Annotated in this window: 11 protein-coding genes; all 11 read left to right on the forward strand. The window is 74.3% G+C overall.

Annotation, left to right across the window (positions count from 1 at the left end):
• Positions 1–348: acyl-CoA dehydrogenase family protein (locus AB0M52_RS20895; RefSeq protein ID WP_363956052.1), on the forward strand; the 348-nt coding region annotated here is incomplete at its 5' end.
• A 108-nt stretch (positions 349–456) separates the two neighbouring features.
• Positions 457–1,242: an ATP-binding cassette domain-containing protein gene (locus AB0M52_RS20900; RefSeq protein WP_363956055.1), complete on the forward strand. Its 786-nt coding sequence runs from the start codon at positions 457–459 to the stop codon at positions 1,240–1,242.
• A 22-nt stretch (positions 1,243–1,264) separates the two neighbouring features.
• The gene (locus AB0M52_RS20905) at positions 1,265–1,981 is read left to right on the forward strand and encodes an ABC transporter ATP-binding protein (protein ID WP_363956058.1); all 717 of its coding nucleotides are present in this window, start codon (positions 1,265–1,267) and stop codon (positions 1,979–1,981) included.
• Between the two features lie 16 nt (positions 1,982–1,997).
• Entirely contained in the window at positions 1,998–2,876 is an 879-nt protein-coding gene (locus AB0M52_RS20910) for a branched-chain amino acid ABC transporter permease (protein ID WP_363956061.1), read from the forward strand.
• Positions 2,873–3,976, forward strand: coding sequence for a branched-chain amino acid ABC transporter permease (locus AB0M52_RS20915; protein WP_363956064.1), 1,104 nt, complete (start codon positions 2,873–2,875; stop codon positions 3,974–3,976). The genes AB0M52_RS20910 and AB0M52_RS20915 overlap by 4 nt, the downstream gene beginning before the upstream one ends.
• A 112-nt stretch (positions 3,977–4,088) precedes the next feature.
• On the forward strand, positions 4,089–5,366 hold the full coding sequence (locus AB0M52_RS20920; protein ID WP_363956067.1) for an ABC transporter substrate-binding protein: 1,278 nt from the start codon (positions 4,089–4,091) through the stop codon (positions 5,364–5,366).
• 131 nt (positions 5,367–5,497) lie between these two features.
• On the forward strand, positions 5,498–6,283 hold the full coding sequence (locus tag AB0M52_RS20925; RefSeq protein WP_363956070.1) for an SDR family oxidoreductase: 786 nt from the start codon (positions 5,498–5,500) through the stop codon (positions 6,281–6,283).
• Entirely contained in the window at positions 6,276–7,340 is a 1,065-nt protein-coding gene (locus AB0M52_RS20930; RefSeq protein WP_363956073.1) for a phosphotransferase family protein, read from the forward strand. Before AB0M52_RS20925 ends, AB0M52_RS20930 begins: the two co-directional genes overlap by 8 nt.
• Positions 7,341–8,576: an acyl-CoA dehydrogenase family protein gene (locus AB0M52_RS20935; protein WP_363956076.1), complete on the forward strand. Its 1,236-nt coding sequence runs from the start codon at positions 7,341–7,343 to the stop codon at positions 8,574–8,576.
• Between the two features lie 47 nt (positions 8,577–8,623).
• On the forward strand, positions 8,624–9,250 hold the full coding sequence (locus AB0M52_RS20940) for a TetR/AcrR family transcriptional regulator (RefSeq protein ID WP_363956079.1): 627 nt from the start codon (positions 8,624–8,626) through the stop codon (positions 9,248–9,250).
• 111 nt (positions 9,251–9,361) lie between these two features.
• Positions 9,362–12,244: a LuxR C-terminal-related transcriptional regulator gene (locus tag AB0M52_RS20945; protein ID WP_363956082.1), complete on the forward strand. Its 2,883-nt coding sequence runs from the start codon at positions 9,362–9,364 to the stop codon at positions 12,242–12,244.
• The last annotated feature ends 316 nt before the right edge of the window (positions 12,245–12,560 follow it).

Here is a 12,560-nt window from a genome sequence, read left to right on the forward strand (position 1 = left end):
CGGCCGGTCGGCTCGTTCCAGGCGGTCAAGCACCGGCTGGCCGACCTGTGGGTGGAGGTCACGCAGGCTCGGGCGGTGGCCCGGCACGCCGCCGACCGCCTCGCCGCCGAGGATCCGGAGACGCCGCTGGCGGCCGCGCTGGCGCAGGCGTACTGCGGCCCGGTGGCGGTGCGGGCCGCGGAGGTTTGCGTCCAGTTGCACGGCGGGCTCGGCTTCACCTGGGAGCACCCGGCGCACCTGTACCTGAAGCGGGCCAAGAGCGGCGCCATCGCCTTCGGCACCGCCGACCGCCACCGAGCCACCTTGGCCCGACTGGTCGACCTGCCCGCCCCCGCCGATGTGGCGTGACCGGCTCGCCGGCGGGGGCGTCGGTAACGAGCAGGTATCGAAGGTCTTGACGGGGCTGGCGAGAAACGTACACTCCCAGTGTAATAACTTTGGCCGAGGGGAGGAGCGATGGAGGACGGTCTCGCGCTGCACCACATCGGCGTCTGCTTCGGCGGCCTCACCGCCCTCGACGACGTCTCGCTGCGGGTGTCCCCGGGTGAGGTGGTGGGCGTGATCGGCCCCAACGGTGCCGGCAAGACCACCCTGTTCAACGTCGTCTGCGGTTTCGTCGCCCCGCACACCGGCACGCTGACCCTCGACGGCCGACCACTGCGGCCACGACCGCACCGGCTCACCCGGCTGGGCATCGCCCGCACGCTACAGGGCACCGGCCTGTTCGCCGGGCTCACCGTGCTGGAGAACGTGATGGCCGGCGCCTCGCACACCGCCCGCACCGGCCTCCTACCGGCCCTGCTCGGCCTGCCCCGCAGCGACCGCGACGAACGCCGGCTACGCCGGCACGCCCACGCCGTCCTCGACGAGCTGGGCATCGCGGCGCACGCCGAGGCCGCGCCCGGCACGCTGCCCTTCGCCGTACGCCAGCGGGTCGCCCTGGCCCGCGCGCTCGCCGCCCGCCCCCGGCTGCTGCTGCTCGACGAGCCGGCCGGCGGCCTGGGCACCGAGGACGTGGCCGGGCTGGCGGAGCTGATCCGGCGGCTGCCGCACCGGGCCGCCGACCCGTGCGCCGTGCTGCTGGTGGAACACCACATGGATCTGGTCATGGCGGTCTGCCACCGGATCGTGGTCCTCGACTTCGGGCGGGTCGTCGCCGCCGGGCCGCCCGAGGCGGTCCGCGAGGACCCGGCGGTGGTGGACGCCTACCTCGGCGCCACCGTCGACGAGGCACCGGCATGAGCGAGCGCAGCGGAGTGCCGGCATGAGTGACCTGTTGACCGCCGAGGCGCTGGCGGCCGGCTACGGGCCGGTGCCGGTGCTGCACGGGGTCGACCTGAGCGTGGCCCCCGGCACCATCGCCGCCGTCATCGGTGCCAACGGGGCCGGCAAGACCACCCTGCTACGCACCCTGTCCGGCATGCTGCGGCCCACCGCCGGCCGGATCCTCCTCGACGGGCAGGACCTGCGCGGCACCCCAATCGAGCAGCTCGTCCGACGCGGTGTGGCGCACGTACCGGAGGGGCGCGGCGTGATCGGCGAGCTCACCGTCGAGGAGAACCTGCGGCTGGGCGCGTTGTGGCGGCGGGACCGAGCGGACGCCGCCCGCGCCCTCGACGAGGTCTACCAGCTCTTCGAGCCGCTGGCCCGGCGCCGGCGCCACCTCGGCCACCAGCTCTCCGGTGGCGAACGGCAGATGCTGGCCCTCGGCCGGGCCCTGGTCAGCCGGCCCCGGCTGCTGCTGCTCGACGAACCGTCGCTGGGCCTGGCCCCCCGCGTGGTGGCCCAGACCATGGCCCTGCTGCGGCAGCTGCGCGACGGCACCGGGCTGACCGTGCTGCTGGTCGAGCAGAACGTACGCAGCGCGCTCGCCGTCGCCGACCAGGGCATCGTGATGTCCCTCGGCCGGGTGGCCCTCGCCGCCCCGGCCGACCGGCTGCGCGACGACGCCGACCTGCGCCACGCCTACCTCGGATTCTGACACCGAAGGAGGATCGTTGGACCGCTTCCTCTTCCTCACCCTCGACGGCCTGTCGAGAGGCGCGGTCTACGCCGCGTTCGCGCTGGCCCTGGTGCTCATTTGGCGGGCCGGCCGGATCGTCAACTTCGCCCAGGGGGCGATGGCGGTCGCCGCCGCGTACGTGGCGTACAGCGTGACCGCCGCGACCGGCTCGTACTGGCTGGGGTTCGTCGCCGCGCTGGTCGCCGGGCTGCTGCTCGGCGCGGTGGTCGACGTCGCGGTGATGCGGCTGGTGGACCACCGGTCCCCGCTCAACCCGGTGATCGTCGCGCTCGGGCTGGTCCTGGTGATCCACGCCGTCCTCGGCATGGTGTACGGCAACGAGTACCTGCCCGCGCAGACCCCGTTCAGCCGTACCGCGCTGACGGTGGGCGGGCTCGCCGTGCTGTCGCCGTACGACCTGTTCGTCTTCGGCACGGTCGGCGTGGTCGGCGCGGCGCTGGTCTGGATTTTCACCCGGACCGCGATCGGGTTGCGGATGCGCGCGGCGGCGTTCGCCCCCGAAGTCTCCCGCCTGCTCGGGGTGAACGTGAGCGGCATGCTCACCCTCGGCTGGGCGCTGGCCTCCGGCGTCGGTGCCCTGGCCGGGATGCTGGTCATCCCCACCGAGCTGGGGCTGCACCCGCACGCGATGGACCTGGTCTTCGTCTCCGCGTTCACCGCCGCGGTGGTCGGCGGGCTGGACAGCCCGCCCGGCGCCGTGGTCGGTGGCCTCGGCGTCGGCCTGCTGCTGTCCTACGTCAGCGGCTACGCCGGCGGCGACCTCATCCCGCTCGCGGTGCTGGCGTTGCTGCTGGCGGTGCTGCTGCTGCGCCCCGGCGGGCTGTTCGCCCCGGTCGTGGCGAGGCGGGTGTGAGCGCCACCCGGGCGGCGCCGCCCGCCCGTCGTACCGCCGCCGAGCGTCCCCGCACCGGCCGGGCGGTGCCGACCCTGCTGCGCCATCTCGCCGTCGCGGCCGTCGCCGCGTCGGTGGTGCTGGTGGTGAGCTACCAACTCGACTCGTTCCGCAACTTCCAGCTGGCCACGGTGGCCGCCTATCTCTGCGCGACAGCCGGGCTGACCGTGCTCACCGGGCTGTGCGGGCAGCTCTCGCTCGGGCACGGCGCACTGATGGCCACCGGCGCCTACACCGTCGCGCTCTGCCAGAACGCCTTCGCCGAGCGGGGCGTCACCGCTGGCGGCGTGCTGGTCCTGTCGCTGGCCACGGCGGTGCTCGCCACCGTCGCGGTCGGCGCGGTCGTCGGAGTGGCCGCCGCCCGGCTACGCGGGCCGTACCTGGCCGGGCTCACCCTGGCCGTGGCGGTGGTGGTGCCGGCGCTGACCGTCACCTTCGACGGTGTCTTCAACGGCGAGCAGGGCCTGGCGGTGCCGGTGGCCCCCGCACCGGCGGGGCTGGGCCCCTACTTCCCCTACGAGCGGTGGCAGCTGTGGGTGGCCACCGCGGCGACGTTGCTCTGCCTGGTGCTGCTGGCCAACCTGGTCCGCAGCCGGTACGGCCGCGCCTTCCGGGCGGTACGCGACGACGAGGTCGCCGCCCGCCTGGCCGGGATCCACGTCGCTCGCACCCAGGTCATCGCGTTCGTGGTCAGCGCGGGCAGCGCCGGCCTCGGCGGTGCCCTGGTCGCGGTGCTCGCGCAGAGCGTGTCGCCCGGCGCGTTCGGCCTGACGTTGTCGCTGTTCCTGCTGATGGCCGTGGTCATCGGTGGTCTCGGCCGGCTCGCCGGCGCGGTGTGGGGCGCCGTCCTGCTGGTCGCCCTGCCCGACCTGACCCACACCCTGACCGACCTGTTCACCCTCTCGCCGGCGGCGGCGCAGCGGCTGGAGGGCAACCTGCCGTTGGCGATCTTCGGATGCACGCTGATCGTCGTCATGATCGCCGCGCCCGGCGGCGTGCAGGGCTTGCTCTCCCGCCTCGCCGGGGCGCTGCGCGTCCGGTGGCGCCGCCGCCGGTCGTAGACCGTCCCGGGTCGTCGCCGGCCCGGCCGCACCACCCACCGTCCCGGCCGTCGCGGTCGGGAGACCCACCCACCACCTCGCACAACCGGACCGATGAAAGGTCGGTGTCCCCATGCGATCCATGGCACGACGCGGTCTCGCGATCGCCACCACCCTCACCCTGCTGGTCGGCTCGGCCGCCTGCGGCTCCGACGAAGGCTCCGGTCGGGGGCCGGTTCCCGGCGTCACCGACACGGAGATCGTTGTCGGCACCCACATGCCGCTCACCGGGCCGGCGTCGGCCGGCTACTCGAAGATCGCGCCGGCGACGAAGGCGTACTTCGACTACGTCAACGCCAACGGCGGCGTGCACGGCCGGAAGATCAGCTACAAGATCATGGACGACGGCTACAACCCGGCGAACACCCAGCAGGTCGTCCGGCAACTGGTGTTGCAGGACAAGGTGTTCGCCATCCTCAACGGCCTCGGTACGCCCACCCACACCGGCGTGCTGGACTTCCTGCACAGCAACCGGGTGCCCGACCTCTTCGTCGCCTCCGGCAGCCGCAGCTGGGACCAGCCCGACCGCTACCCGGCGACCTTCGGCTTCAACCCGGACTACACGGTCGAGGGGAAGATCTTGGCCCACCACGTGAAGACCACCCTGCCCGGGAAGAAGGTCTGCTTCCTCGGCCAGGACGACGACTTCGGCCGGGACAGCCTGGCAGGCGTGGAGAAGGTGCTCGGCGCGGACGCCGTGGTGGCCCGCCAGACGTACGTCACCAGCAACACCAACGTGGCACCCCAGATCGGCGCGTTCAAGGCGGCCGGCTGCGAGATCGTCATCCTGGCCACCGTGCCCGGCTTCACCGCCCTGTCCGTCGGCACCGCCGCCCGGCTGGGCTTCAGCCCGCAGTGGCTGGTCTCGAACGTGGGTGCCGACCAACCGACCCTGGCCCGGCAGCTCGGCGACGCCGCCGGCCTGCTGGACGGAATGATCGGCGTCAACTACCTGCCGATGCAGAACGACACGGCCGACCCGTGGATCCAGCTGTTCACCAGGGTGAACTCCGAGCGCAACGGCGACGCGCCGTTCGACGGCAACACCGTCTACGGCATGGCGGTCGGCTACCTCTTCGTGCAGGTGCTGCTGGCCGCCGGCCCGGACCTCACCCGGGAGTCGCTGGTGGAGGCCGTCCGCAAGGGCGGCTATCAGGGCCCCGGCGTGGCTCCGTTGCGGTTCTCCGCCACCGACCACTCCGGGTACGGCGGGGGACGGCTGAGCCGGATCAGCGGGGGAGTGCAGAGCTACTTCGGCCCGACGTACGAGACCGACGAGGAGGACGGGCCGGTCAACGAGTACTCCGCGCCGCCGGTGGCGCCCCCGGCCAACGGCGTACCCACCGCCTGACCCTGCCGTCCGCGTGGTCCGCATCCGGTGGCGGTGCGGACCACGCCCGGCCGTTGACGGAGACCGATGTCGACTCATAATATCTGCACTGTGAGTGCAAATTCAGGGCGGCTTGCCGGCCGGGGCGCCGGATGACCGGGCTGGCGCTGCGCGGCGCCGCCGTCGTGGTGACCGGAGCGGGCTCCGGCATCGGGGCGGCGCTGGCCACCCGGTTCGCCACCGCCGGGGCCCGGGTGGTGGTCAACGACCTCGACGCCCCGGCGGCGCGGGCCGTCGCGGCGCGCACCGGTGGCCACGCCTGCCCAGGTGACGCGGCCGACCCGGCCGGCGTGGCGGCCCTGGTCGACTTCGCCCGCCGGCAGCTCGGCGCCATCGACCTGTGGTGCGCCAACGCCGGCGTGGCGGCCGGCGGCGGCGCCGACGCGCCCGAGCAGACGTGGCAGGCGGCCTGGCGGGTCAACGTGATGTCCCACGTGTACGCCGCCCGCGAACTGCTGCCGCACTGGCTCACCGCCGGGCGTGGCCGGCTGCTCGTCACCGCCTCCGCCGCCGGCCTGCTCACCCTGCTCGGCAAGGCACCGTACGCGGTGACCAAGCATGCCGCGCTCGGCTTCGCCGAATGGCTGCGCGCCACGTACGCCCACCGCGGCGTCACCGTCCAGGCCCTGTGCCCGCAGGGGGTGCGGACCCCGATGCTGGCGGGAGCCGACGCGCTGAGCAGCGCCCTGCTCGACGGCACGGCCCTCACCCCCGAGCAGGTGGCCGACTGCGTGGTCGAGGCACTGACCGACGACCGCTTCCTGGTGCTGCCCCACCCCGAGGTCGCCGCCTGGTACGCAAACCGGGCGGCGGACCCGGACCGCTGGCTGCGCGCGATGAACCGGATCCAGCAGGACGCCGAGAGCCGCGATGCCTGACCGGCCCGGCGGCGGCGCGGTGCCGGACCGGGCGCGCAACAGATCGACACCGGACCGGGGGCTCGGCGTCCGGGTTCCGGAGCTGCCCGGGCTCGACCTGGAACGGCTGGCGGCGTACCTGGACCGGGCATTGCCCGGGCTGGTCGCCGGGGCGCTGCGAGGGGCGCTGCTGACCGGCGGGCGGTCCAACCTCACCTACGCGGTGACCGACGGCCACTCCCGCTGGGTGCTGCGCCGGCCGCCGCTGGGCCACGTCCTGGCCACCGCACACGACATGGGCCGCGAGTACCGGGTGATGGCGGCCCTCGCCCCGACCCCCGTCCCGGTGCCGCCGATGGTGCACCACTGCCCCGACCCGGCGGTGCTCGGTGCGCCCTTCTACCTGATGGGGTACGTGCCGGGTCGGGTCCACCGGGAACCGGCGGACCTGGCCGCCTGGTCGCCGCCGCAGGTCCGCGCCCTGGCGCTGGCGCTGGTCGACCTGCTCGCCGGGCTGCACACGATCGACCCGGCGGAGGTCGGCCTGGCCGACTTCGGCCGTCCCGACGGCTTCAACGCCCGGCAGGTCCGGCGCTGGAAGCGCCAGCTCGACGCGTCCCGCAGCCGTGACCTGCCCGGCATCGACGAGCTGCACGACCGGCTCACCGCCGCAGTCCCCGCGGTCGTTGCCGGTGCCGTCCTGCACGGCGACTTTCGGCTGGACAACGTCCTGCTCGGCGACGACCGCACCGTGCGGGCGGTGCTCGACTGGGAGATGTCCACCCTCGGTGACCCGCTGGCCGACCTGGCCCTGTCGCTGCTCTACGCGAGCCGGGTGGACGCGCCGGGGCAACCGGGGACCGGCGAACTCGCGGCCCGGTACGCGCAGCGCACCGGCCGGCCGATCGACGGCCTGGACTGGTATCTCGCCTTCGCCGCCTTCAAGCTCGCGGTGATCCTTGAGGGCGTGCACTACCGCTACGTGTGTGGGCAGACCGTGGGCGACGGGTTCGACACCGTCGGCGCGCGGGTGCCACCGCTGATCGCCGAGGGCCTGGCCATGATCCGGAGGGAATGAATGGACTTCCGTCACGACGAGACCACCGAGCGGCTCCGGGAGCGCCTGCTCAGCTTCATGGCCGAGTGCGTGTACCCGGCCGAGCCGGTCTTCGAGCAGCAGTCCCACGAGCCCGGTGAGCCGTGGACGGTGCCACCGGTCGTCGCCGACCTCCAGGCCGAGGCCCGTCGGCGCGGGCTGTGGAACCTGTTCCTGCCCGGCGAGCACGGTGCCGGCCTGACCAACCTCCAGTACGCGCCGCTGGCCGAGATCACCGGACGCTGCCCGTGGCTCGCCCCGGTGGCGCTCAACTGCGCCGCGCCGGACACCGGCAACATGGAGCTGCTCGCCCAGTTCGGCTCCGCCTGGCAGCGGGAACGCTGGCTGGTGCCGCTGCTCGAGGCCCGCATCCGCTCGGCGTACGCGATGACCGAGCCGGCGGTGGCCTCGTCCGACGCCACCAACATCGCCACCCGCGTCGAGCGAATCGGCGACGGGTACGTCATCAACGGTCGCAAGTGGTTCGTCACCGGCGCGATGGACCCACGCTGCGCGATCTTCATCGTGATGGGCCGGACGGATCCGTCGGCGCCCCGGCACCAGCAGCACAGCCAGATCCTCGTGCCCCGCGACACCCCCGGGGTGACCGTGCGGCGGGGCATGCTGGCCTTCGGGTACGACGACCGCGACCACGGCGGCCACGCCGAGATCGACTTCGTCGACGTCCGGGTGCCGGCGGAGCACCTGATCGGGGCGGAGGGCTCCGGCTTCGCCATCTCCCAGGCCCGGCTCGGGCCGGGGCGGGTGCACCACTGCATGCGGCTGCTCGGCATGGCCGAACGGGCCGTCGAGCTGATGTGCCGCCGGGTCAGCCAGCGGCACGCCTTCGGCGGTCCACTGGCCGAGCAGGGCGTGGTGCGGGACTGGATCGCGCAGGCCCGGGTGCGGCTGGAGCAGGCGCGCCTGCTGGTGCTCAAGACGGCCTGGCTGATGGACACCGTCGGCAACCGGCAGGCCCACACCGAGATCCAGGCAATCAAGATCGCGGTGCCGGAGACGGTTGAATGGATCATCGACCGGGCCATCCAGGCGCACGGCGCGGCCGGGGTCAGCCAGGACACCCCGCTCGCCCGGCTCTGGACCCGGGCCCGGGCGGTGCGGATCGCCGACGGCCCCGACGAGGTGCACCGGCAGTCGCTGGCCCGCCGGGAACTGCGCCGGCATCGGGCGGAAACCCCGATGTCGGCGCGCGTCTAGACTCGGCTCGCACGAACGGAACTCCGATGGTGAGGGGGCGGACGCGGATGGGCAGGGCCGAGGCGCCGGGCCGCGAGTCGGTCAGCCGCGTCGACGGGCGGACCGCCCGGGCCGAGCGCACCCGGGCGGCGATCGTCGAGGCGCACCTCGCCCTCATCTCCGAGGGCGACCTGCGACCGACCGGCGAACGCATCGCCGAGCGGGCCGGCATCTCCCTGCGTACGCTCTGGACCAACTTCAAGGACATGGAAACCCTGTTCGAGGCGAGCGGCGCGGAGCTGCTCCGCCAACAGGACGCCGCCTGGCGGCCGATCTCGCCCACCTTGCCACTGGCCAAGCGGATCGACGCGTACTGCCGGCAGCGGGCGAAGCTGTTGCAACTCATCGCGCCGTCGGCCCGGGCCGCCCAGATGCGTGAGCCGGTCTCGGCACAGCTGCGCCGCAACCGGCTCAAGCACATCGACCGGGTACGCGACGAGGTCGAGCAGCTGTTCCCCGTCGAGCTGGACCGGGCCGGGACGGGCCGGGAGCAGCTGCTCAACGCGGTGGTGGCGGCGAGCATGTGGCCGGCCTGGTCGATGCTGCGTGACGGCCTCGGGCTGGGCGTGGACGCCGCCCGCGCGGTGATGGCCCGTACCGTCGCCGCGCTCCTCGCCGAGCCGACCGACCGCTGACCGCCTGCGGGCCGGGCGGCCGTCCGCGATCCCGCTGTCCATTCGGGACCACGGCCGCCCTGTTCCGGCTCACCTCTTTTCAACCGGTCTCCGATGGGTGAGACTCGATGCATGGTTAATGCATCCAGAGTGCAAATAACCTTGTGGGGTCGGGAGCACGAGTGTCGGGAGATCCGCACCATGCTCGCCACGCGGGCCGGGGGAGCGCTGCTGCTGCACGGCGAGCCCGGCGCCGGCCGCACCGCCCTGCTGGCGTACGCCCACCGGCACGCCGACGGCCGGACGCTCCTCGCCGGGACCGGCCTGCCCGACGAGGCCACGCTGCCCTACGCGGGGCTGCAACGGCTGCTCGATCCGGTACTCGACCGGGCCGGGTCGCTGCCCGAGCGGAAACGGCAGGTGCTGCGTCGCGCCCTGGCCGGCGAGGGATGCCCCGAGGAGGACCGGCTCGCCCTGTCGATGGCCGTACTCGGACTGCTCGCCGCCGTCACCCGGGACCGCCCGCTGCTCTGCACGGTGGACGACGTCGACCTTGGTGATGCACCGACCGCCCGGACCCTGGCCTTCGTGGCGCGGCGACTGCGCCACCTGCCGGTCACCCTCCTGCTCACCGCCGGCAGCGACAGCGGCGCGGCTGGGATACCCACCCACCGGCTGCCACCGCTCGACGACCACGACAGCCACGCCCTGCTCGCCGATCGGCGGCCCGGACCGCAGCCGTCCGCACCCGTGCTCGCGGCGCTGACCACGATCGCCGATGGCAACCCGCAGGCCCTGGTCGACCTCGCCGACACGTCGACCCCCGGGCAGTGGCGTGGGCGGGAACCACTGCCCACCGCACCGCCACCCGACGGCGGGCTGGGCCGGGCGTACCGGTCGCTGTTGGCCCGGCTGCCGGGCGACACCCGGCGTGCGCTGCTGCTCGCCGCGCTCACCGCCGACGCCAACCCCAGGACCCTGGCCCCCCACGCCGCCGGCGGCACCGTCGAGGCGCTCGCCACGGAGCAGGCCACCACGCTCGCCCGCGCTGCCCGCGCCGCCGGCAGCAGCGTCGAGGCGCTCGCCCCGGCCGAGGCCGCCGGCCTGGTCCGGGTCGACCCGCAGGGCGGCGTCACCTTCCCCCGACCGCTCGCCCGCAGCATGGTCCAGGTGACGGCGTCCCTTGCCGAGCGGCGCGCTGCCCACCTGCTGCTCGCCGACGCGCTCGACGCCACCGGCCACCGGCTGCGCCGAGCCCTGCACCGGGCCGCCGCAGCCGACGGCCCGGACCCGGCGCTGGCCATCGAGCTGGAGCACGCGGCGGCCAGCGGCGACGACGGCTGGGACACCGCCGCGAGCGCGTTGAGCCGGGCCGCCGACCTCAGCGACGACCCGGTCCGCGCCGCCACCCGACGGGTCACCGCCGCCCGCTACGCCTGGTCCGCCGGGCAGCCCGACCGGGCCCGGGCACTGCTGCGTGCGCTGCCCTCCGCACCAGCCGCACCTGCCGGGCTGCCGGCCGCACCTGCCGGGCTGCCGGCCGCACCGGCCGGCGGTCCCGCTGGGTCGGCTGAAACGGCCGTCACCGGCGGCGCTGATCTGCTGCGCGGCGAGATGCAGCTGCGCTGCGGCTCACCGTCCGTTGCGTTGCCGACCCTGATGGCAGCCGCGACCGCGCTCGCCGGCACCGACCGCACCACGGCATTGGTCGCCCTGGTCCGGGCCGGCGAGGCCATCTGCTTCTCCGGCGACCAGTACCGCTACGCCGAGGTGGCGCGCCGAATGGCCACGCTGCGCCGCGACGGGGATCCGCCGACGGCGGAGCTGATGACCGCGCTCGTCGCCGGGGTCGCCGCCACCCTGCGTGGCGAGCACGAACAGGGCGGGCCGTTGTTGCGCCGGGCGGTGGTGCTCGGTGGACGGTTGACCGGTGCCGCGCTTACCCCGACCGCGCTGACCGGCGCGGCCGTGGCCGGCCTGCTGGTCGCCGTGGACGCCGCCGCACACCGGCTCGCCGACCGTGCCGTCGACCTGGCCCGCACCCGTGGGGAGTTGTCCCTGCTGCCGAGGGCCCTCGAATTGCGCGCGATGGCCGAGTACTGGCTCGGCCGGCACGACGCGGCGGTGGAGAGTTGCCGGGAAGGGCTGCGGGTGGCGGAAGCCAGCGGCCAGCACACCTGTGCCGGCGTACACCTGGGTCTGCTGGCCGTGCTCGCCGCGGTGCGTGCCGACCGGGCCGGCAGCCTGCGGCACGTCGCCGCGATCGGCGACACCGCCGCGCCGGACAGCCGACCGTACGCCCTCGCGCAGTGGGCCCTCGCGGTGCTCGACCTGGTCGACGGCCGGTACGCCGATGCCGCCGACCGCCTCACCGCGCTGGCCCGCCCCGGCACCGGACGTGGCCAGGTCCTCGTCCAGGTGATGGCCACGCCGCACCTGGTGGAGGCCGCCGCCCACGTCGGCCGGCCCGCGCAGGCCCGCGCCGCGCTCGCCGTCTTCGACCGCTGGGCCGGCAGTACGGCCAGCCCGTCCCGCCAGGCACTCTCCGCCCGGTGCCACGCGCTCCTGGCTCCGCGCGGCAGCGCCGAGGCGGAGGAACAGTTCCGCACCGCATTGCGACTGCACCCGGCCGACGCCGCCACCTTCGAACGGGCCCGCACCGAACTGCTCTTCGGCCGGGACCTGCGCCGCAGCCGCCGACCACGCGACGCCCGCGACCACCTGCACCGCGCCCGCCAGACGTTCACCCTGCTCGGGGCGCACGTGTGGGCCGAACAGGCCACCACCGAGCTACGGGCGGCGGGCGAGTCCGTCGGCGCGCCGGACCGGCCCGCCGAGCAACTGTTGACCGGTCAGCAACTGCGCATCGCGCACCTGGTCGCTTCCGGTGCCACCAATCGTGAGGTCGCCACCCAGATGTTCCTGTCCACCCGGACCGTCGACCACCACCTGCGCAACATCTTCCACCGACTCGGCATCCGCTCCCGCACCGAACTGGCCCGCGTACTCGGTTAGGGCCTCGTCTTTCGGGACGTTGATCAGGTAGTCCGTGAGTGTTGGAGTTCCGCCGGCCGTCTGATGGAGTCGCGGGGTGGGGCGGCGGGGTCGTCTTCTGGGCGCTCGTTGCCGGTGCCGGCGGACTGGCGTCACCTTGGGCGCCGGTTGGCGGCGTGGCGTGGGTGCGCACCCGGCCTGCCCTGGTCGGCGTGGGCCTATTCCCATATGGCGGGATGCCCGCGCGAGATCTGACCGGTAAATGACCTGTACTGCGACGGGTTTTGGGCAGGCGGGGTTGGCCCGGTGTCGGTCGGTCGGCCGGGTTCGGGGTGTG

Source organism: Micromonospora sp. NPDC051296, assembly GCF_040682255.1.
Lineage (GTDB): Bacteria > Actinomycetota > Actinomycetes > Mycobacteriales > Micromonosporaceae > Micromonospora > Micromonospora craterilacus.

Bases quoted from the DNA above. Each gene is read 5' to 3' on its own strand.
- AB0M52_RS20900 (WP_363956055.1), top strand. From the start codon at position 457: ATGGAGGACGGTCTCGCGCTGCACCACATCGGCGTCTGCTTCGGCGGC.
- AB0M52_RS20905 (WP_363956058.1), top strand. From the start codon at position 1,265: ATGAGTGACCTGTTGACCGCCGAGGCGCTGGCGGCCGGCTACGGGCCG.
- AB0M52_RS20920 (WP_363956067.1), top strand. From the start codon at position 4,089: ATGCGATCCATGGCACGACGCGGTCTCGCGATCGCCACCACCCTCACC.
- AB0M52_RS20925 (WP_363956070.1), top strand. From the start codon at position 5,498: ATGACCGGGCTGGCGCTGCGCGGCGCCGCCGTCGTGGTGACCGGAGCG.
- AB0M52_RS20930 (WP_363956073.1), top strand. From the start codon at position 6,276: ATGCCTGACCGGCCCGGCGGCGGCGCGGTGCCGGACCGGGCGCGCAAC.
- AB0M52_RS20935 (WP_363956076.1), top strand. From the start codon at position 7,341: ATGGACTTCCGTCACGACGAGACCACCGAGCGGCTCCGGGAGCGCCTG.
- AB0M52_RS20940 (WP_363956079.1), top strand. From the start codon at position 8,624: ATGGGCAGGGCCGAGGCGCCGGGCCGCGAGTCGGTCAGCCGCGTCGAC.
- AB0M52_RS20945 (WP_363956082.1), top strand. From the start codon at position 9,362: ATGGTTAATGCATCCAGAGTGCAAATAACCTTGTGGGGTCGGGAGCAC.